Below are 20,488 nucleotides of genomic sequence, written 5' to 3'. Positions count from 1 at the left end.
ACGTCGAGCACCAGGCGGCCGTCGTCGAGCAGCAGGCGGTCGCCGGGGGCGACGTCGTCGATCAGCTGCTTGTAGTCGCAGCCGACGCGGCTGGCGTCGCCGGCGTCGCTGTCCAGCGCCATGTCGAGCACGAAGGGCTGGCCCGCCGCGAGGGTCACGGCGCCGTCGCGAAAGCGGGCGATGCGGATCTTGGGCCCCTGCAGGTCGCCCAGGGCGGCGACGCTCCTGCCCAGGCGGTCGGCGATCTGACGCACGGCGATCAGGCGGCGGCGATGGTCGGCGGCGCTGCCGTGGGAGAAGTTGAGGCGCACGACGTCGACGCCGGTGCGGATCATGGCTTCCAGCACGCCCTCGCGGTCGCTGGCCGGACCCAGCGTGGCGACGATCTTGGTGCGGCGGATGGGGGCATGAATGGGAGCGTGTGGCGGAAGCGTCATGGTGTCCTCGGCAAGACCAGGATGGCACGGAAGTCGTTGACATTGGTGCGAGTCGGACCGGTGACGATCAGTCGATCCAATGCCTGGAAGAAAGTATACGCGTCGTTGCGTGACAGGTAATCGGCCGGCTCGAGCCGCTGCTCGCGGGCGCGGGCCCAGTCGTCGGGCGAGAACAGCGCACCGGCGTTGTCCTCGGAGCCGTCGATGCCGTCGGTATCGATGGCCAGGGCATGAATGCCCTCGGCCCCGGCCAGCGCCTCGAACAGCCCCAGCAAGTACTCCACGTTGCGCCCGCCGCGCCCATCGCCGCGCACGGTGACGCTGGTCTCGCCGCCGGAAAGGATCAGCAGCGGCGTTTCGACCTCGTCGCGCGCCTCCAGTGCCAGGCGCGCCTGGGCACGCCCCAGCTCGCGGGCCTCGCCTTCCAGGTCGTCGCCCAGCACCTTGACCGTTATGCCGGCCGCTTCCGCCGCGGCTCTGGCGGCCTCCAGCGCATCCTGAGCGCGAGCCAGGGTCACGCTGTCGTCACGCGCGAAGGTCTCATCGTCGGGAGACGGCGCGCCCTGGGCCTGTTCCAGGTGGCGACGCACGTGGGCGGGTATCTCGATGGCGTAGCGCTCGAGCACCGCCAGCGCATCGGCCGGGGTCGAGCGATCCGGCAGGGTCGGCCCCGAGGCGATCTGCGTGGCCACGTCGCCGGGAATGTCGGAGATCAGCCAGGTCACCACCTGGGCGGGGTGTGCCGCCGCCGCCAGGCGCCCGCCCTTGATCGCGGAAAGGTGGCGGCGCACGGTATTCATCTGACCGATCGGCGCGCCGCAGCGCAAAAGCTCGCGATTGATCGCCTGCTTGTCGGCAAGCGAGATGCCCTCGGCGGGCAGCGTCATCAGCGCCGAGCCGCCGCCGGAGATTAAGGCGATCACGCGGTCGTCCTGGCCCAGCCCCGCGACCGCCTCGAGCATGCGCCGGGCCGCCTTCTCGCCCAGGTCGTCGGGCATCGGGTGGGAGGCTTCGAGCACCTCGATCACCTCGCACTCCTCTGCGTGGCCGTAGCGGGTGACCACCAGGCCGGTGAGCGGCGCATCGGGGCAGCGTGCCTGCCAGGCGCGCTCCAGCGCCGCAGCCATGGCAGCCGCCGCCTTGCCGGCACCGACCACCACGGTGCGCCCGGGCGGAGGGTCGGGCAGCAGGTCGGCAACCAGGGAATCCGGATGCACGGCGGTCACGGCCACGTCGGCAAGCCGGCGCAGCCATGTCGCGATGTCTGTCGTGTGGTCCAGGGAAGGAAGTTGTTGTGACATGGGCACACCTCGAGCGGATGACAGCAACGACGGTAACAGCAGGGTAGGCAGGAAAAAAGCCCGGCGGCGGGCGGGTTCCACTGGGGACCCCGCCGCCGGACGCAAGGGCCGCTGACGCGGCCGGTTGGCAGGCGACGGCCTGACGCCTGCCAGGAGGGAACACTGACTCACCGTCTGCGCGACTGGCTGGCAGGGTGCTGCCTCCTCAGATGGGACGGATCAGCTGCCCACCTCGTGATCGGCCAGGGCCTCCAGGGCGCGCAGAATGCCGGCGTGATCCCAGTTCTCACCGCCATGCGCAACACAGGCCTGGAACAGCTGCTGGGCATTGGCGGTGCCGGGCAGCGCCAGGTTGAGGCTGCGTGCGCCTTCCAGGGCCAGGTTGAGGTCCTTCTGATGCAGCTTGATCTTGAAGCCCGGGTCGAAGGTACGCTTGATCATGCGCTCGCCGTGCACGTCGAGGATCTTCGACTGGGCCAGGCCGCCGAGCAGCGACTCGCGCACCTTGGCCACGTCGGCGCCCGCCTTGGAGGCGAACAGCAAGCCCTCGGCCACCGCCTCGATGGTCAGTGCCACCACGATCTGGTTGGCCACCTTGCAGGTCTGGCCGGCACCGTGGCCGCCGATGTGGGTGATGGTCTTGCCCATCACTTCGAGGATCGGCCGGGCGCGCTCGAAGCCCTCCTGGGTGGCACCGACCATGATGGTCAGCGCCGCGTTGATGGCACCGCCCTCGCCGCCGGAAACCGGCGCATCGACGTAATCACCGCCAGCCTCATGGATGCGCTTGGCAAAGCCCTGGGTGGCGATGGGGGCGATGGAGCTCATGTCGATCACCAGGGCGCCGGGCTTGAGCCCTTCGACGACGCCATTCTCACCGAACAGCACCAGCTCCACGTCGGGGGTGTCCGGCACCATGGTGATGATGACCTCGGCCTGCTCGGCCACGGCTCGGGGGCTGTCGAGCTCACGCATGCCCTTCTCGGCCAGGGTGGCATCCAGGGTGCCGCGCTTGACGGTGACGAGTTCGTGGCCGGCATCCAGCAGATGCCCCGCCATGGGACGGCCCATGATGCCGAGGCCAATGAAACCGATCTTGCTCATGATGATTCTCCTTTCAGCTTGTCTTTGTGTTCTCTATGTCAGGACACGCCTTGCAATGACTGAAGAGATGAGCGCCGGGGGCAAGTCGCAGCGAGGGTTATTTGCCATGGATGGCAAATATAGCGCCCAGGGATGGGTTCACAGCGCCCTCGCGCAGGCTTGCCGCCGGATCAGCTCATCGGGGCTGGATGCTTGCTACCCCGTCAGCGGACGCTATCCAGCCAACCTAGCCCTTCACGGGTCGTCGTCTTGGGCTTGTACTCGCAGCCGATCCAGCCGTCGTAGCCCAACCGGTCGAGATAGGCGAACAGGAACGGGTAGTGGATCTCGCCGGTGCCCGGCTCGTGGCGGCCCGGGTTGTCGGCCAGCTGCACGTGAGCGATGCGAGCCAGGTGCTTCTCGATGGTCGGTGCCAGATCGCCCTCCATGATCTGCATGTGGTAGATGTCGTACTGCAGCTTGAGGTTGGGGCTGCCCACCTCGTCGAAGATCGCCAGGGCCTGCTCGGTGCGGTTGAGGAAGAAGCCCGGGATGTCGCGGGTGTTGATCGGCTCGGCCAGCAGCAGGATGCCGGCGGCTTCGAGCTTCTCCGCAGCGTAGCGCAGGTTCTCCACCAGGGTGCGCCGCGCCTGCTCCAGGCTCACGCCCTGGGGCTGGATGCCGGCCAGGCAGTTGACCTGCTTGCAGCCGAGTACCGTGGCGTAGTCGATGGCCTGCTCCACGCCGGCACGGAACTCCTCGACCCGATCCGGGTGGCAGGCTATGCCGCGCTCACCGGCGCCCCAGTCACCGGCCGGCAGGTTGTGCAGCACCTGGGTCAGGCCGTGCTCATCGAGCCGCGCCTTGAGCTCGACGGCGGAATAGTCGTAGGGAAAGAGGTACTCGACGCCCTTGAAGCCGGCCTCGGCGGCGGCCTTGAAGCGGTCGAGGAAATCCTCCTCGGTGAACAGCATGCTGAGGTTGGCGGCAAACTTGGGCATGGTTGTCTCCTTGGGACGGTTTCCTAGGTGAGTTGGGCGATAGAAGTCGGCGCATCCGCGCCCTCATCGGCCAGCGCCTCGAACTCGTTGATGGCGTCGAGATCGGTGCCCATGGCGATGTTGGTCACCCGTTCGAGGATCACCTCCACCACCACCGGCACCCGATACTGGGCCATCAGCTCGCGGGCCTCCTTCAGGGCAGGCACGATCTCGTCCGGCCGGGTGACGCGCAGGGCCTTGCAGCCGAGCCCCTCCACCACCGAGACGTGATCCACACCGTACTCGTTGATCTCCGGGCAGTTGACGTTCTCGAACGAGAGCTGCACGCAGTAGTCCATGTCGAAGCCGCGCTGGGCCTGGCGAATCAGCCCCAGGTAGGAGTTGTTCACCAGCACGTGGATGTAGGGCAGGTTGAACTGCGCGCCCACGGCCAGCTCCTCGATCATGAACTGGAAGTCGTAGTCGCCGGAGAGCGCCACCACTTCCGCGCTGGGGTCGGCCTTGCACACGCCGAGCGCAGCGGGAATGGTCCAGCCCAGCGGGCCGGCCTGGCCGCAGTTGATCCAGTGACGCGGCTTGTACACATGCAGGAACTGGGCGCCGGCGATCTGCGACAGGCCGATGGTGCTGATATAGCGGGTGTTCCTGCCGAAGACCTTGTTCATCTCCTCGTAGACCCGCTGCGGCTTCACTGGCACGTCATCGAAGTGGGTCTTGCGCAGCAGGGTGCGCTTGCGCTCCTGGCACGACTCGGCCCAGGCGCTGCGATCCTTGAGCGTGCCCGCCGCCTTCCTCTCGCGGGCCAGCTCGACGAACAGCTCCAGCGCCGCCTTGGCGTCGGAAACGATGCCGTAGTCGGGGCCGAAGATGCGCCCGATCTGGGTCGGCTCGATGTCGACGTGGACGAATTTCCGCCCCTTGGTGTAGGTCTCGAGGTTGCCGGTGTGGCGGTTGGCCCAGCGGTTGCCGATACCCATCACGAAGTCGGACTCGAGCAGCGTGGCGTTGCCATAACGATGTGAGGTCTGCAGCCCGACCATGCCGGCCATCAGCGGGTGGTCGTCGGCAATGCTGCCCCAGCCCATCAGGGTGGGAATGACCGGCACGCCGGTGAGTTCGGCGAACTCCTGGAGCAGCGCGCTGGCGTCGGCATTGATGATGCCGCCGCCGGCGACGATCAGCGGCCGCTCGGCCTCGTCGAGCATGGCCATGGCCTTCTCCGCCTGAGTGCGGGAAGCACGCGGCTTGTAGGCCGGCAGCGGCTCGTAGGTGTCCGGATCGAACTCGATCTCGCTCATCTGCACGTCGATGGGCAGGTCGATCAGCACCGGGCCCGGCCGCGACGAACGCATCAGCTGGAAGGCCTGCTGGAAGGCGCGCGGCACCTGGGCCGGCTCCAGCACGGTGACCGCCCACTTGGTCACCGGCCCGGCGATGGCCTGGATGTCGACGGCCTGGAAGTCCTCCTTGTGCAGCCTGGAGCGCGGCGCCTGGCCGGTGATGCATAGGATCGGGATGGAGTCCGCGCTGGCCGAATAGAGCCCGGTGATCATGTCGGTGCCGGCGGGGCCGGAGGTGCCGATGCACACGCCGATGTTGCCGGCCTTGGTGCGGGTGTAGCCCTCGGCCATGTGCGAGGCGCCCTCGACGTGGCGCGCCAGCACGTGATCGATACCGCCGACCTTGCGCAAGGCAGCGTAGAACGGGTTGATGGCGGCACCCGGCACGCCGAAAGCGACATCGACGCCCTCCTTCCTGAGCACGTGAACGGCGGCTTCTGCTGCGGTCATTCGAGCCATGACGGTTCCTCCCGTGGGTGGCCTTGTTCTTGTGAAAAGTTGTTTTTGGAAAATATTTCTGTATTTCGAGATTAGAAGCCGCAACCCGCCCCGTCAACGCATACTGGAAAATATTTTCATAAATTCATTTAGACACAAAAAACCCAGGCCAAAACAGCAGCCTGGGTCTTCTTCCCCGAGAGCTCAGAGCGTGATGCGCAGCGCCAGCGGATGCTCGTCGCAGTTGTTGCCCTCACCGCCGCGATCCACCACCAGGAACTCCCCTTCGCGGTCGAGCACCGACTGGATGGCGTGCCAGGTGCCGGCGCGATAGTTCACCCCTTGGCGGCCATCGGTGACGAAGGCGCGTACCTCGGCCGGGTCGATGCTGTCGCCCGGCGGCGCCACCACGATCACGAAGCGCTCCTCGTGCAGCGGCATGAAGGCCTGGCTGCCCTGGGGGTGGCGTTCGAGGAAGTCGAGTTCCAGCGGGATCGACACCGGCTGACTGACGAAGATACTGATCAGCGCCCTCGCCTGCTCGCCCAGGGTCTCGACCTTGGCCAGGTCGTGGTAGCGCCGGGTGCGCCCGGCATTGATGTGAAAGTAGCCCGCCGTGCGGGTGTCGATGACGTCACCGAAGGGCGCAAAGGCCTCAGGCGTCAGCGGCTCGGCTTTGAGTTCCAGCATATAGACTCCATTTCCCAGGCCTTGGATAAAACCTCGAATGGCGGAGCAAAGCCGCCATCCGAGCGAGAGGCGCCGGGGACAGGGTGGAGAGGGGGTTCGATGCCATGGATGGCATCGGTAGCGCCCAGGGATGGGTTCACAGCGCCCCCTCGAAACCCTGTCGCCGGATCAGCCTCGAGCGGCAACGTTACTGCAAGCCCCCTGTGTCTCAGCGAGTACCCAGCCGCAGCACCGCGTGACGGTTCACGTCCTTGTACAGCAGGTAGCGGAACGGCCCCGGCCCCCCGGCGTAGCACGCCTGCGGACAGAAGGCGCGCAGCCACATGAAATCGCCCGCCTCGACCTCGACCCAGTCCTGGTTGAGATGGTAGACCGCCTTGCCCTCGAGCACGTAGAGGCCGTGCTCCATGACGTGGGTCTCGTCGAAGGGGATCACCGCCCCGGGCTGGAAGGTGACGATGTTGACGTGCATGTCGTGGCGCACGTCATTGGGATCGACGAAGCGAGTGGTGGCCCAGCGCCCTTCGGTGCCCGGCATGGGATTGGGCTCGAGGTCGTTCTCGTTGACCACGAAGGCCTGCGGCACCTCGATGCCCTCGACGAATTCGTAGGCCTTGCGCACCCAGTGGAAGCGCACCGGCGCATTCGATTCGTTGCGCAGCTGCCAGTGGCAGCCCGGCGGCAGGAAGGCGTAGCCGCCCGGCGCCATCTCGTGGCGCTCGCCGGCAATGGTCAGGGTCATCTCGCCCTCGACCACGAACAGTACGCCCTCGGCACCGGGGTCGAGCTCGGGCTTCTCGCTGCCGCCGCCCGGCCCCACCTCCATGATGTACTGAGAGAAGGTCTCGGCGAAGCCGGAGAGCGGACGCGCCAGCACCCACAGCCGGGTCTGCTCCCAGAACGGCAGATTGCTGGTCACGATGTCGCCCATCACGCCCTTGGGAATGAAGGCGTAGGCCTCGGTGAACACCGCCCGGTCGGAGAGCAACTGGGTCTGGGGCGGATGTCCGCCGTGGGGGGCGTAATAGGTGCGGTTGGTCATCGCTCATCCTCTGACACAAATTTGGAAATTATTCTCAAACTGCCAGCACCCCTCATCGAGGTCAGGCAGGATAGATATTATCGTATACAAAAAAGATGGGGAGTTGAACACACTTTCCGCTTTGTGCCAAAGAATACCGAGTCAAAGAACCGCCGAGATGAACTGCTTCAGTTCCGCCGTCTGGGGATTGCCGAACAAGTCAGCGGGCGGACCGGCTTCATGAATGCGTCCCTGATGCATGAACACCACACGATCGGCAACGTCACGGGCAAAGCCCATCTCGTGGGTTACCAGGATCAGCGTCATGCCCTCTGCCGCCAGCGCTTCCAATACGCGCAGCACTTCGCCCACCAGCTCAGGATCCAGCGCCGAGGTCACTTCATCGCACAGCAGCACCTTGGGCCGCATGGCCAGCGCCCGGGCAATGGCGACCCGCTGCTGCTGCCCACCGGAAAGCTGCGCGGGGTAGCTGTCGTACTTGTCCGATAGCCCCACCTTCGCCAATACCTCGCGAGCCACCTTTTCTGCGCTTGCGCGACTCTCACCGCGCACCACCACCGGCGCCAGGCAGACGTTCTCCCCCACCGTCTTGTGAGGAAAGAGGTTGAAGCTCTGGAATACCATGCCGACGTTCTCGCTGAGTTCCTTCGGCGACATGGCCTCACCGTCAAGACGTTTGTCGGCAATGGTGATAGCGCCCCGGTCGTGCTTCTCCAACTGATTCAGGCAGCGTAGCAGGGTGCTCTTGCCCGAGCCGCTGCGACCGATGATCGCCACCACCTCACCCTGACCGACCTCGAGGTCGATGCCCTTGAGCACCTCCAGGTCGCCAAAAGCCTTGTGCACGTTCTTAACGCAGACCAGCGTCATAGAGCTTTTTCTCCAGATGGCGCGCATAGCAGGACAGCGGATAGCACAGCGCGAAGTACAGAAGAGCCACCAGCGTGAAGATGGTGAAGGGTTCGAAGGTGGCGTTGTTGAGCATGGTGCCGGCCTTGGTCAGTTCGACGAAGCCGATGATCGACGCGAGCGCCGTGCCTTTGATGACCTGCACGGAGAAGCCCACGGTCGGCGGCACCGACAACCGCAGCGCCTGAGGCAGAATGACATGCCGCATGGTCTGGAAATAGTTCATACCCAGCACCCTTGCCGCATGCCATTGACCCTTGGCCACGGCTTCCAGGCAGCCGCGCCAGATGTCGCACAGGAAGGCGCTGGTGAAGAGCGTCAAGGCCACCGAGGCGGCCAGCCATGCCGAGATAGGGTGTCCCAGCGCTGCCGCGCCAAAGAAGATCAGAAACAGCTGCATCAGCAGTGGCGTGCCCTGGAAAAGGTCCACATACAGCGAAGTGAAGCGCTGCAGGATACGACTGCTGGAAAGACGCATGAACGTCAGCACGAGTCCAACCGTGGCACCACCCACGAAGGCGATCAGCGACAGTACAATGGTCCAGCGGGTGGCCAATAGCAGATTGCGCAGGATATCCCAGAGTGAGAATTCAATCATCGTGACTCTCCCTGCTGATAGGCGAACAGCCGGTTACCAGCCAGCATGAAGACACGGCGCATGACAAAGGCCAGCAGTAGATAGGCCAGCGTGATCACCAGATAGACTTCGAAGCTTCTGAAGTTGCGCGACTGGATGAAATTGGCGGCATAGGTGAGGTCGAATACCGAAATCTGCGACACCACCGCCGAGCCGAGCATGACGATGACCGACTGGCTGATCAGCGCCGGATAGACACGTGCGAAGGCAGGGATCAGCACGACATGACGGTAACTTTGGAGACGCGTCATGCCCAGCGCCCTGGCCGCCTCCAACTGCCCTTGCGCCGTCGCACCGATCCCCGCCCGCAGGATCTCGGCACTATAGGCAGCCAGGTTGAGTGTCATGGCAAGAAAGGCAGCGGTAATGGCATCGATCTGGATTCCAAGTCCAGGCAAGCCGAAGAAGATGAAGAAAAGCTGCACGATGAACGGAGTGTTACGGGTGACCTCCACGTAACTGCCCATGCAAAACCGCGTCCAGCTCCGCCCGTGCAGACGAAGATAGGCCACCACCACCGCCAAGGCGATCCCCGTCAGCGTGGTCACCACGGTCAAGATGACCGTGGTGGTCAGTCCACGCACGAGTTCGCTGGCGTACGGCAGTAGCGTCAGAAAATCGAGCGTTACTCCCATAGCTCGCCTCAGCTACCGAAGTTTTCGGGCAGATCGGCACTGAACCAGCGCTGAGAGAACTCGTTGAGACTACCGTCTTCCAACGCCTGAGCGATCAGGCGGTTGACCTCCTCCAACAACGCTGGCTCGTTCTTGTTGAGCCCGATATAGCAAGGTGAATCACGCAGTTGGTAGAGCAACTCCGGTGCCCGGCCGCTGTTGCGTGCCGCAATTTCAGCGGCGACTACGTTACCAGTGGCGATGTAGTCCACCCGGCCCGCCAGGAACGCCGCAATGGTGGTGGCGTTATCTTCAAAACGCTGAATGGTGGTGCTGGAGGGTGCGATTTCCGACAGTTCCATGTCTTCCACGGCACCGCGGGTCACCCCAATGGTCTTACCCGCAAGATCCTCCGGGGAACTCACGCTTTCATCGGCGCCTGCGGAGAATACGCCGAGGAAGAACGGCGCATAGGCAGCGGAGAAATCGATTGCCGCTTCACGCTCCGGGTTCTTGCCCAGACTCGAGATCACCAGATCCGCCATACCGGTTTGCAAGTAAGGAATGCGGTTGGCACTGGTGACGGGAACCAGCTCCAGCCTTACCCCCATTTGCTCGGCCAGGTAGTTGGCCATGTCGATGTCATAGCCACGCGGCTGCAGGTCGGTTCCCACCGAGCCGAACGGCGGGAAATCCTGGGGCACCGCAATACGGATAATACCGCGGGACTCTATGGCTTCCAGGGCGTCGGCAGTGGCCGTGCTCATGCCGCCGAACACGACAACGACAGCCAGGGCCGTAGCCAGGAGTCGTGAAGTCAGGGACGTCACATGACGAAATATGGCGCTCATTTTGCTCTCCGCAGTGGGTATCGTTGTATTAGGCCAAGGAAATGAAAGTTTCGTTGCATGACGATCCATGAAAGAAACTTTCGTTTCACCCAAAGCAAAAGAAGCACCAACCCATGGAGTTGGTAGAGAAATCAAAAGACTGGAAAGGTACCGGTGGGTGGAAAAGCACCTGGGGAGAATTGCGGGGGATGGTCGAGCGCAACTAAATGGGGCGCCTCCTGAAAGGATGCACCGCAATGGAGCGAGGCGGTCGCCGTGGCCTACATCACCGAGGTGGATAGCTCGCCGAGATCGTCGTAGAGATCGCTGATGGCAGCAATTCTTTTCCGCCCCTGAGCCAGATTGTGATGCAAGACACCATTGGCTAGCAGGCAGATCAGGCTCATGGCGCTGGCATAGCTGTCGAACGCCGAAATACTCTCCAGCGGCGCCTCCAGATACCAATCGACCTGCTCGGCGAAGCCAACGGCCGTCGGGTCACCGATCAGCACGGTGCTGGCCGGGGAGCGCTCAAGCTCACTGACCAGATGCGCAAAGGGGGTGGGACGCCGCCGAAAGCCAAACAGGATGACCGCATCGTCGGCCTCTAGCCCGATGAGTTCCTCGGCCATGGACTGGTTGGGCTGCGGCGCGAGGCGCACCCCGCCGCGAGCCTGGATCAGTTGCTGTCGGCAGTGCAAGGCCAAGGGAAAACTGTTGCGAAAACCCACCACGACGATGGAGCGCGCCTCGGCGAGCCTCTCGACGAGCCGTGCGAAGCTATCGGCAGAGAGGCTACCCAGCAGCCGCTGCAGATTTTCCTGCTCGCGCTGATGGTGCCGCTGAAAGGGCGCCCCAGCCTCCCCCTGCATGGCGTTGGCATCCGTTACCATCGGTACGCCCAAGTTGCGCAGTTGCCGGGCATGGTCCTTCACGTCCCGGTAATGGGCGAAGCCAAGACGTTTGAACAGACGGCTTACCGTTGACTTGGACACGCCCGTCAGGCGTGCCAGATCGGCGGCGCTGTAGACGGCAAAGTCCTCGAAATGATCGAGTATGAAACTCGCCACCCGCTGCTCCTGGGCGCTCAGCGAGTCATATTGAGCGGCTATGCGCTGTCCTATGTGGGGTGTCATTGCATCCCGTTTCCGGCCTCCATGGTTGGGGTGTCCTCAACGCGACTGTGCCGGATGATGCTCCACCCAATGCCGCGCGATGTCCACCCGCCGGGCGACCCACACCCGGTCATGGGCCTCGATGTGATCGAGGAAGCGCTGCAGGGCGCGGAAGCGCCCGGGGCGGCCGAGCAGCCGGCAGTGCATGCCCACCGAAAGCATCTTGGGCGACTCCTCGCCTTCCGCGTAGAGCACGTCGAAGGCGTCGCGCAGGTAGGTGAAGAAGTGGTCGGCGGTGTTGAAGCCCTGGGGCGCGGCGAAGCGCATGTCGTTGCTGTCCAGGGTATAGGGCACGATCAGATGGTCGTGCTCGACGCCTTGGCTGTCGGCCTCCCGGGTCCAGAACGGCAGGTCGTCGCCGTAGTAGTCGCTGTCGTAGAGGAAGCCGCCCTCGTCGAGGACCAGCCGCCGGGTGTTGGGGCTGTCGCGGCCGGTGTACCAGCCTTGGGGCTTCTCGCCGTAGAGGCGCTGAAAGATCTCCATGGCGCGCTGCAGATGCTCGCGCTCGACGTGCTCGGGCACTTCCTGGTAGTGAATCCAGCGGTAGCCATGACAGGCGATCTCGTGGCCCAGCTCCTTGAACGCCTGAGCCACTTCCGGGTGGCGCTCAAGGGCCATGGCCACGCCGAACACGGTGAGCGGCAGGCCGCGCCGTTCGAACTCCCGCAGGATGCGCCACACGCCGGCCCGTGAGCCGTACTCGTAGATCGACTCCATGCTCAGGTGGCGATCGGGATAGGCGGCCGCGCCGATGATCTCGGAGAGAAACTGCTCGGAGCCGGCATCGCCATGCAGCACGCAGTTCTCGCCGCCCTCTTCGTAGTTGAGCACGAACTGCACGGCGATCTTCGCCCGCCCCGGCCAGTTGGCGTGGGGTGGGTTACGGCCGTAGCCGACCAGGTCACGGGGGTAATCAATGCTCATCTAGCACCTTCCTCTTTGTTCTGTGTTGCGCGGTTCTGTTTTGCGCAATCTATGTCGCGCAGTTCTGTGCCGCTGTACGAATACCGGGCCAGGCGGCGTCGCGAGCAAAATGTATACAGGATAGAAAATAGACTGTATCCATCAGTGTTGCAACCAGGCATACCGGCCCTCGCAGGCTAGCGCGATGCCTCGAGTCCAGGGCGGCAGCGACGGCGCTTCGCGCCAGCAGGCATTGTTCGGGGATTGGCTTGGCCGGACGCCATCACCATATTTTTGTATACAAAAATCACTCTACTGACAAGTCCACATCATGCGCTTCGAGCCCCCCGGCTCTCCGCTTGCTCGATACCGAGACAAACCGCAGGTGAAGCTGGGAAAATTTATCATGTATACAATACAAGTCACATTCGGTACCCAAATTCTCAATACTCTTCGCTCTCTTAGACCTATGTATAACAGTCTAGCCATCCGGCACTCCTGCTCAATTTACAGACAACCCATTGAGAGACAACAAAAAATTCTCGTAGCTCCCGAGGGTGACAAATTTCTTGCGCTGAAGAGTCGCAGCACCTATTTTGTGTACAAAGACATTTTTTATTGTTCACAAAGAGAGAGACTGCATGCGACTGCGCGTCATCAACCCCAACACCACGGCTGCCATGACCCGCAAGATCGGCGAAGCGGCACAGCGGATCGCCGCCCCCGGCACGACCGTCGTCGCCACTCAGCCCGCCGACGGGCCGGTATCCATCGAGAGTCATTTCGATGAAGCGATCAGTGCCGTGGGCGTGCTGGAAGAGGTGCTGGCGGGAGAGAAGGAAGGCACCGATGCCTATGTGATTGCCTGCTTCGGTGACCCGGGCCTGCTGGCGGCTCGCGAGCTGACCCGCGCCCCGGTGATCGGCATCGCCGAGGCGGCCTTCCATGCCGCCAGCCTGATCAGCACCCGGTTCTCGGTCGTCACCACCCTGTCGCGTACCGGCATCATCGCCGAGCACCTGCTGGAGCAGTACGGCTTTCGCCATCACTGCCGCCGGGTGCGTGCCGCCGAGATACCGGTGCTCGATCTGGAGGAGGATGGCTCGGCGGCTCTGGGTCGCATCATCGACGAGTGCCGCCGCGCCCGCGACGAGGATGGCATCGGTGCCATCGTGCTGGGCTGCGGCGGCATGGCCGACCTGACCCAGAGCATTTCCCAGGAAGTCGGGCTGCCGGTGGTCGAAGGCGTCACGGCTGCCGTGAAGCTGGCCGAGGCGCTCGTTGGGCTGGGCCTCGGCACCAGCAAGCACGGCGACCTGGCCTTCCCGCGCCCCAAACCCTTCACCGGCCGCTTCGAAAGGTATTCGCAGCTTTCCAACGAGCGCTGAAACGCATCAGGACAACGCATCAGGACAACGCATCAGGACTACGAATCACCGCAACGCACCGCACCTTGAGCACGTCACGCCAAGCCCGCTGGCAGCATTGGGCACAAACACAACAGAGCCATGACCTGCGAGGATAGACACATGCAAAACAACAACCCGCACAGCACGGCGGCCGCTCCCGCCACTGCCCCGGCATCGCCCACTGCCGGAACGACCGCTGGGGCCACCAAGGCCCCGGGGGCCGAATCGCTCGCTCCTCAGCAAACCCGCATCATGGGGCGGACCTCCTACTTTCTGGCCTGGTTCGGCGGCTGTGTCTCCATCGGCACCTTCGCCATGGGCTCCAGCGTGGTCGGCACGCTGAACCTGATCCAGGCGACTCTGGCCATCGCCATCGGCTGCTTCGTGATCGGTATCGCGCTGGCCATCAATGGCGCCGCCGGCTACAAGTACGGCATTCCCTTCATGGTTCAGGCCCGCAGTGCGTTCGGCTTCGCCGGCACGCGCATTCCCGGCCTGGTGCGCGCGGTGCCGGCGGTGGTGTGGTACGGCTTCCAGAGCTGGATCGGCGCCGGCGCCCTGAACATGGTGTCGGCCACCCTGTTCGGCTTCGACAACCTGATCTTCTACTTCATCGCCTTCCAGTTCCTGCAGATCGGCCTGTCGGTGATGGGCTTCCAGGGCATCAAGTGGCTGGAGAACATCGGCAGCGTGTTCATTCTCGCCTCGCTGACCTACATGTTCTACGCCACGGTGCAGCGCTACGGCGACGAGCTCTCGGCCAACCTGCTGACCATGGAAGGCTCGTGGGGCATGCCGTTCTGGGGTGCCACCATGCTGTTCCTCGGCATCTACAGCACCATGATGCTCAACGTCAGCGACTATTCGCGGGAGCACAAGCACGGTACCCGCCCCAGCATCCTGACCACCATCTATGCCATGTCGATCCTGCCCTGCACCCTGTTCATGGGCCTGATCGGCTACATGGTCTCCGAAGCCACCGGCACCGCCGACCCCATCCAGGTGTTTGCCAACGCGGTGGACAACACCCCGCTACTGATGACCACGCTGCTGTTCATCGCCTTCGCCCAGGTCACCACCAACGTGCTCAACAACGTGGTGCCGCCGACCTACGTGCTGATGGACGTGTTCAAGCTCAAGTTCGCCACCTCCACGGTGATCGTCGGCCTGCTGGCCTTCGCCACCTTCCCCTGGAAGCTGGTGCAGCCCGAATCCGCCGCCGGCCTGCAGCTCTTCGTGCAGACCTACTCCGCCTTCCTCGGCCCGATCTTCGCCATCCTGGTGGTGGACTACTATCTGATCCGCCGTCGTACGCTGGACCTCGGCAAGCTCTATGACGAGACCGGCCCCTATCAGGGCGTCAACTACGCCGCGCTCATCGCCACCCTGGTGGGCATCGCCGCCGCCCTCACCTTCTCCGCCGTCTCCTGGTACGCCAGCCTGATCCCGGCCGGCCTGACCTACTACCTGCTGATGAAGCACTGGGCGCCCTGCCAGCGCTTCCGCCAGTGAAGCACCGGCAAGATAGCTGGCCGGCAAGGTAAGAGCCCACTACCAGAAAAACGTGGGATCGACACGGCAAGCGGTCTCACGCTGACCACAACGCAAGCCGCCGGACGCCTTGGGCGTCCGGCGGCTTGGTTATCCGGCATGTGCCGCGTCGATATCAGCGTCGGCCGAACAGGTTGCGCTGCACCTCCAGCAGGTGCTCTTCCAGCAAGCCCCTTGCCGTGTCTTCGTCGCGGTCGCGCAGCGCGGCCACGATGGCGCGATGCTGCATCTCGTAGCGCTCACGCCGCTCCGGCGTCAGCGAGATCCGCTTGAGCCGCCCCCACTCCCCTTCCTCGCGCACCACGTTGGTCAGCTCCAGGATACGCAGGAAGAAGTTGTTGTGCGTGGCTTCGGCAAAGGCCTGGTGCAGGGCGCCATCCCAGTGCTCGAACTCCTCGATGCTGGCGGCCGCCTCGGATCTCACCAGACACTCTTGCATGCGCTCGAAGTCGTCGGCCGTGGCGAAGCGCACGATGAGGGAAACCATCTGCGGCTCGATCAGCAGGCGGGCATCCATCAACTGGGCCGGGCTGACCTGCCCCGCCATGCCGCCCGACTCGACCATGCCAGTGGCTTTCGCCGCCGGGCCGAGCGGCGCGCCCCCTTCCGCCACGAAGGTACCGCTCCCCACCACTTGAGTGATCAAGCCCAGGGACTTGAAGTGGCCCAGCACCCTGCGTACCGCGCCGCGTGACGCGCCGAAGCGCTCGCTCAGTTCACGCTCGGTAGGCAAGCGGTGACCGGGGGGGAAACGCCCGCTGGCAATCTCCGCCTGGATGTATCGCGCCAGGGCTCGTGCGCCATCGGAGCGGATCCCGCTCTCGGCCAGGGACTCCTGGAAATCGCTGTCATCGACGGTACGCACTGGCCTATCGGTCACTTGGCTTCCTTTTCACATCAACCATTACGGGTCCAATCCCTGCTGAATCTAGTCCATTTGGTACATCAAGGCAAAATTTCGGGCTGAATTAGTACTTGAAAGAGTACCAATCGCCTTCTAGGCTCGTTCATTACGGAACCAAACCAGAACCAAGGAGAGCCAATTCACATGAAATTCGCCACTCTGCGGCCGGCGCCCGACCAGCCCACTCTCGTCGCCCTGATCGACGCCACGGGCCAGCGCTACTGGCCGTTGAGCACCCTGCTTCCCGACTTTCAGGGCGACATGCAGCAGCTGATTCGCGACTGGTCCGAGCTGGGCGGTCGTATCTCCCCCAAGGGCGAAGGCCAGCCTCTCGAAGGTACACGCCTCGAAGCTCCGCTTCACCCGCATCGCAACATGTTCTGTGTCGGCAAGAACTACTTCGAGCATGCCGCCGAGTTCAGCAGCTCCGGCTACGACAGCAGTACCAGCGCCGACGACGTGGTACCCAAGCACCCCATCGTCTTCACCAAGGCCTGGAATACCCTGATCGCCCATGGCGATGAGATTCCACGCCATGCCGGGGTCACCGAGCAGCTCGACTACGAAGCGGAGTTCGCCGTCATCATCGGCAAGGGCGGCCGCGGCATCAAGAAGGCCGACGCTTACGATCACGTCTGGGGTTACACCATCGCCAACGACGTCACCGCCCGCGACCTGCAGCAGCGCCACAAGCAGTGGCATCTCGGCAAGTCGCTCGACGGCCTGTGCCCCATGGGACCGTGGCTCGTCACTGCCGACGAGGTGGATCGCGACACTGCCACGATCAAGTGCTGGGTCAATGGCGAACTGCGCCAGGACGCTCGCCTCGACCAGCTGATCTTCGACGTGCCGACGCTGATCGAGACCCTTTCGGCCGGCATCGCGCTCGCGCCCGGCGACGTGATCCTGACCGGCACGCCGGTGGGCGTCGGCATCGGCTTCGCCCCGCCCAGATTCCTGCAGACCGGCGACATCGTGCGTATCGAGGTCGCTGGCCTGGGCACACTGGAAAACCGGGTCGGCCGCTGACCGACCTGAACGCGTCGAGCCCAGGTTCATCGTGGGCATCGCGCGCCACAACAATACCAGGAGCACGCCATGATCCTTCCCGATACTCCACTCAAGTCCCTCTCCGCCGCCGTGCTGGTCGCTGCCGGGGGGCTCGCCGCGGCTCCCGCCATGGCCGATGACTTCTACGCCGGCAAGACCATCGAGATGGTGGTGCCGTTCGGCGAGGGCGGCGCCACCTACGTGGCGGCCAAGTTCCTCGAACCCTTCCTCGAGAAGCATCTGCCGGGCAACCCGCAGGTCAACGTACGCACCCGCCCGGGCGGCGGTTCGATCCTCGGGGCCAACTGGTTCCAGCAGAATGCCGAGCCCGACGGCGAGACGATCCTGTTCACCACCTCTTCCACCTCGAACCCCTACGTGCTGGGTATGGAAGAGGTGGAGTACGACCTGGCCGCGATGAGACCGGCCTACAGCCTGCCCTTCGGCGCCGTGATCTACGTCTCGCCGCGCACCGGCATCGAGACGCCGGCCGACCTGCACTCGTCGGACATGCCGCTGATCTACGGCGGTATCGCCGCTGCCGCCAGCGACCTGCCCGTGCTGCTGGCCTTCGAGTTGCTCGACCTCGACCTGCGCGCGGTGCTCGGCTTCGACGGCCGCGGCCCGGCCCGCCTGGCCTTCGAGCGCGGGGAAACCAACATCGACTTCCAGTTCACCCCGGCCTACATGTCGCAGGTGGTGGACATGGTCGAGGCGGGCTCCGCGGTGCCGATCATGACCGGCGGCTCGGTGGGTGACGACGGCGTGCTGAGCGCCCGCGACCTGGCCTTCCCCGACTACCCCTCGGTCTACGAGGTCTACGAGGAGCTCCACGGCGAGCCGCCTTCCGGCGTGGAGTGGGACGCCTTCCAGGCCATCGGCGCCACTACCTTCAACTTCGGCCTCACCGCCTACCTGCCGGAGGGTACGCCGGACGAGGTCATCGAGATCTTCGAGCAGACCATCGCCGCCATCAACGACGATCCCGACTACCAGGAGCAGAGCCAGGACGCCATCGGCGGCTACGACCTGCTGCCGGCTTCGGCGGTCACCGACTCGTTGAGTGAGGCCCTGCAGCCCTCCGACGAGGTGCGCGACTACCTGCGCACCCTGCTCAGCGAGAAGTACGACGTCGAGCTGTAGGCTCGCAACCGATACGGCCGGCCTCTCGGGGCTGGCCGTACTCGACGCTCCCGCATAGGAATCGCAACGTGCTCGAGAATATCGTTTCGGCCCTGGACATCCTGTTCCAGCCCGCACGGCTGCTAGCGCTCTTCGCCGGCATGCTGGCCGGGATGGTGTTCGGCATGCTGCCGGGGCTGGGTGGCGTGGCCGCCGTGTCCATCCTGCTGCCGTTCATCTACCTGATGGACGGCTATGCCGGCCTGGCCATGCTGCTCGGTGCCATCTCGGTGATCTATACCTCGGACACCATCACCTCGGTGCTGCTCGGCGCACCCGGCTCCCCGGCCTCGGCGCCCACCGCCATCGAGGGCCACGCCTTGGCCAAGCAGGGCAAGGCGTCGCTGGCGCTGGGGGTCGGCTTCCTCGCCTCCATGGTGGGCGGGCTGTTCGGCGCGCTGATTCTCTCCGTCGCCATCCCCATTGCCGGCCCGCTGGTACTGGCCCTGGGTACGCCGGAGCTGTTCATGTTCGCCCTGGTGGGGCTGTGCTTTGCCGCCAGCATGGTCGGCAGGGATATCGCCCTGGGGCTGGCTGCCGCCTGTTTCGGCATTCTGCTGGGCGTGGTCGGCGCCGCACCGGCCGCCGCCAACTACCGCTTCATCTTCGGTCAGTCCTATCTCATGGACGGCCTGTCGCTACCCATCGTGGCACTGGGACTGTTCGCCGTGGCCGAACTGATCAGCATGGTCGCCACGGGCGGCGGCATCGCCGGCAAGCCGATGGCCCTGGGCAAGTGGGGCGAGAGCTTTCGCGAATTCTGGCGCAGCCGGTGGCTGATCTGCCGTGCTTCGGTGATCGGGATCTTCGGCGGTTTCGTCCCGGCGGTGGGTGCCAGCGCCTCCACCTGGATCGCCTACGGCCACGCCATGAGCACCACCAAGGACAAGCGTCGCTTCGGCAAGGGCGAGATCCGCGGCGTGGCCAGCGCCGAGGGGGCCAACAACGCCACGGTGATCTCCGATCTGGTGCCCACCATGCTGTTCAGCGTACCGGGCGGCCCCGCCGCGGCCATCTTCCTCGGCGCACTGTTCTCGTTCGGCTTCTATCCCGGCCCGCGCATGGTCAGCGAATCGCCCGACCTGATGTACATGATCGTGTGGAGCGTGGCGCTGGCCTCGGTGCTGGGTGCCGCCATCTGCTTCGCCGTGACGCCCTACATCGCCCGGCTGACCCGGGTGAACTTCGCCCTGATCGCCGCCCCGCTGCTGCTGATCATGGTGGCCGGCGCCTATCAGGGCACCCAGACCTTCGGCGACATCCTCGCCCTGCTGGTGCTCGGCATCGTCGGCTGGCTGATGAAGAATGCCGGCATTCCCCGGGCGCCGGTGCTGGTCGGCTTCGTGCTGGCCACGCCCATGGAGCAGTACTTCTGGCTGACCACCCAGATCCACGGCTTCACCTGGCTGACTCGCCCCGGCGTATTGATCATCGCCTCGCTGATCGCCATTCCCCTGGTGCTGAACGCGGTGCGCTGGCTGCGTCGGCGTCGCACCGCCGTGCCCCAGACGGAGACCGCCGTACCCGGCGAGGAGCCACCGGGCCACGACAGCGGCATCGTGCTGTTCACCGCACTGCTGATGGTGGCGGCCTTCGGCTATGCACTGGTGGAGATGCTGGGCTTTCGCCCCAACGCCCGGCTGATGCCGAGCCTGGGCATCGTGCCCGGTCTGCTGCTGAGCCTCTACGTACTGGGGCGCCAGCTGCTCCGCCTTCATCGTCAGGGGCGCGTTGCCAACCTGGCCAGCCGCCGCGAACTGCCCATCCTGGGCGGCATCCTGAGCTATGGCCTGGCCATGTGGCTGATCGGCTTCAACCTGGCCACGCCGCTGCTGCTGGGCTGGCTGCTGCTCGGCTGCGCGCGGATGCGCTGGCACACCGCCCTGCTCTACGGGATGGCGGTGTACGCCGTCGCCCAGGGCATGTTCACGCTGATGCGCCTGACGCCACCGCGAGGCACGCTGCTGGACCTGCCCATGCCGTGGTGACGAG

Annotated in this window: 19 protein-coding genes; 5 read left to right on the top strand and 14 right to left on the bottom strand. The window is 64.6% G+C overall.

Going from position 1 to position 20,488, the window contains the following annotated elements; all coding sequences use genetic code 11:
- The 13 genes from C4S71_RS13770 to puuE all read right to left on the bottom strand — a co-directional run.
- The coding region (locus C4S71_RS13770; protein ID WP_235014419.1) for a pyruvate kinase at window positions 1–437 on the bottom strand (437 nt) is incomplete at its 3' end.
- A complete protein-coding gene (locus tag C4S71_RS13765; RefSeq protein ID WP_103969526.1) occupies window positions 434–1,738 on the bottom strand; it encodes a glycerate kinase type-2 family protein in 1,305 nt (434 codons plus the stop codon). The genes C4S71_RS13770 and C4S71_RS13765, both read right to left, overlap by 4 nt.
- Window positions 1,739–1,957: 219 nt before the next feature.
- A complete protein-coding gene (locus C4S71_RS13760) occupies window positions 1,958–2,842 on the bottom strand; it encodes a 2-hydroxy-3-oxopropionate reductase (protein WP_103969525.1) in 885 nt (294 codons plus the stop codon).
- Between the two features lie 203 nt (window positions 2,843–3,045).
- Window positions 3,046–3,822 carry a hydroxypyruvate isomerase gene (hyi, locus tag C4S71_RS13755; protein WP_103969524.1) on the bottom strand — a complete coding sequence of 259 codons (777 nt, stop codon included), beginning with the start codon at window positions 3,820–3,822 and terminating at the stop codon, window positions 3,046–3,048.
- A gap of 23 nt (window positions 3,823–3,845) precedes the next feature.
- Entirely contained in the window at window positions 3,846–5,621 is a 1,776-nt protein-coding gene (gene gcl / locus C4S71_RS13750; protein WP_103969523.1) for a glyoxylate carboligase, read from the bottom strand.
- A gap of 183 nt (window positions 5,622–5,804) precedes the next feature.
- Window positions 5,805–6,290: an ureidoglycolate lyase gene (locus C4S71_RS13745; RefSeq protein ID WP_103969522.1), complete on the bottom strand. Its 486-nt coding sequence runs from the start codon at window positions 6,288–6,290 to the stop codon at window positions 5,805–5,807.
- 208 nt (window positions 6,291–6,498) lie between these two features.
- Window positions 6,499–7,332: a bifunctional allantoicase/(S)-ureidoglycine aminohydrolase gene (locus C4S71_RS13740; RefSeq protein ID WP_103969521.1), complete on the bottom strand. Its 834-nt coding sequence runs from the start codon at window positions 7,330–7,332 to the stop codon at window positions 6,499–6,501.
- A 141-nt stretch (window positions 7,333–7,473) separates the two neighbouring features.
- Window positions 7,474–8,202 carry an amino acid ABC transporter ATP-binding protein gene (locus C4S71_RS13735; protein ID WP_103969520.1) on the bottom strand — a complete coding sequence of 243 codons (729 nt, stop codon included), beginning with the start codon at window positions 8,200–8,202 and terminating at the stop codon, window positions 7,474–7,476.
- Entirely contained in the window at window positions 8,183–8,839 is a 657-nt protein-coding gene (locus C4S71_RS13730) for an amino acid ABC transporter permease (protein WP_103969519.1), read from the bottom strand. Before C4S71_RS13730 ends, C4S71_RS13735 begins: the two co-directional genes overlap by 20 nt.
- Window positions 8,836–9,513, bottom strand: a complete 678-nt coding sequence (locus C4S71_RS13725) for an amino acid ABC transporter permease (protein ID WP_103969518.1) — start codon at window positions 9,511–9,513, stop codon at window positions 8,836–8,838. The genes C4S71_RS13730 and C4S71_RS13725 overlap by 4 nt, the downstream gene beginning before the upstream one ends.
- An 8-nt stretch (window positions 9,514–9,521) precedes the next feature.
- Window positions 9,522–10,343 carry a transporter substrate-binding domain-containing protein gene (locus C4S71_RS13720; protein WP_103969517.1) on the bottom strand — a complete coding sequence of 274 codons (822 nt, stop codon included), beginning with the start codon at window positions 10,341–10,343 and terminating at the stop codon, window positions 9,522–9,524.
- A 260-nt stretch (window positions 10,344–10,603) separates the two neighbouring features.
- Window positions 10,604–11,458 carry a MurR/RpiR family transcriptional regulator gene (locus tag C4S71_RS13715; RefSeq protein WP_103969516.1) on the bottom strand — a complete coding sequence of 285 codons (855 nt, stop codon included), beginning with the start codon at window positions 11,456–11,458 and terminating at the stop codon, window positions 10,604–10,606.
- Window positions 11,459–11,494: 36 nt separating this feature from the next.
- Window positions 11,495–12,421: an allantoinase PuuE gene (gene puuE, locus C4S71_RS13710; protein ID WP_086510180.1), complete on the bottom strand. Its 927-nt coding sequence runs from the start codon at window positions 12,419–12,421 to the stop codon at window positions 11,495–11,497.
- 620 nt (window positions 12,422–13,041) lie between these two features.
- On the opposite strand from puuE, the gene C4S71_RS13705 reads away from it, so the two are divergent.
- Window positions 13,042–13,788 (top strand): aspartate/glutamate racemase family protein, encoded by a 747-nt coding sequence (locus C4S71_RS13705; RefSeq protein ID WP_103969515.1) that lies wholly within the window; start codon window positions 13,042–13,044, stop codon window positions 13,786–13,788.
- A 141-nt stretch (window positions 13,789–13,929) separates the two neighbouring features.
- Window positions 13,930–15,321 carry an NCS1 family transporter gene (locus C4S71_RS13700; RefSeq protein ID WP_010626999.1) on the top strand — a complete coding sequence of 464 codons (1,392 nt, stop codon included), beginning with the start codon at window positions 13,930–13,932 and terminating at the stop codon, window positions 15,319–15,321.
- Window positions 15,322–15,475: 154 nt separating this feature from the next.
- Here C4S71_RS13700 and C4S71_RS13695 read toward each other — a convergent pair whose 3' ends face one another.
- Window positions 15,476–16,240 carry a FadR/GntR family transcriptional regulator gene (locus tag C4S71_RS13695; protein ID WP_235014404.1) on the bottom strand — a complete coding sequence of 255 codons (765 nt, stop codon included), beginning with the start codon at window positions 16,238–16,240 and terminating at the stop codon, window positions 15,476–15,478.
- Between the two features lie 168 nt (window positions 16,241–16,408).
- Here C4S71_RS13695 and C4S71_RS13690 point away from each other — a divergent pair, with 168 nt between their 5' ends.
- The 3 genes from C4S71_RS13690 (at window position 16,409) to C4S71_RS13680 (ending at window position 20,484) form a co-directional block, all read left to right on the top strand.
- On the top strand, window positions 16,409–17,293 hold the full coding sequence (locus C4S71_RS13690; RefSeq protein ID WP_103969513.1) for a fumarylacetoacetate hydrolase family protein: 885 nt from the start codon (window positions 16,409–16,411) through the stop codon (window positions 17,291–17,293).
- Window positions 17,294–17,362: 69 nt separating this feature from the next.
- Complete coding sequence (locus C4S71_RS13685; protein WP_103969512.1) at window positions 17,363–18,457, top strand: type 2 periplasmic-binding domain-containing protein; 1,095 nt, start codon at window positions 17,363–17,365, stop codon at window positions 18,455–18,457.
- Window positions 18,458–18,525: 68 nt separating this feature from the next.
- A complete protein-coding gene (locus C4S71_RS13680; RefSeq protein ID WP_103969511.1) occupies window positions 18,526–20,484 on the top strand; it encodes a tripartite tricarboxylate transporter permease in 1,959 nt (652 codons plus the stop codon).
- Window positions 20,485–20,488 lie beyond the last annotated feature (4 nt).

It is taken from the genome of Billgrantia desiderata (assembly GCF_900108215.1).
Lineage (GTDB): Bacteria > Pseudomonadota > Gammaproteobacteria > Pseudomonadales > Halomonadaceae > Halomonas > Halomonas desiderata.
Note: the sequence above shows the minus strand (reverse complement) of the source record. Positions and strands in the feature narration are given on the sequence as shown.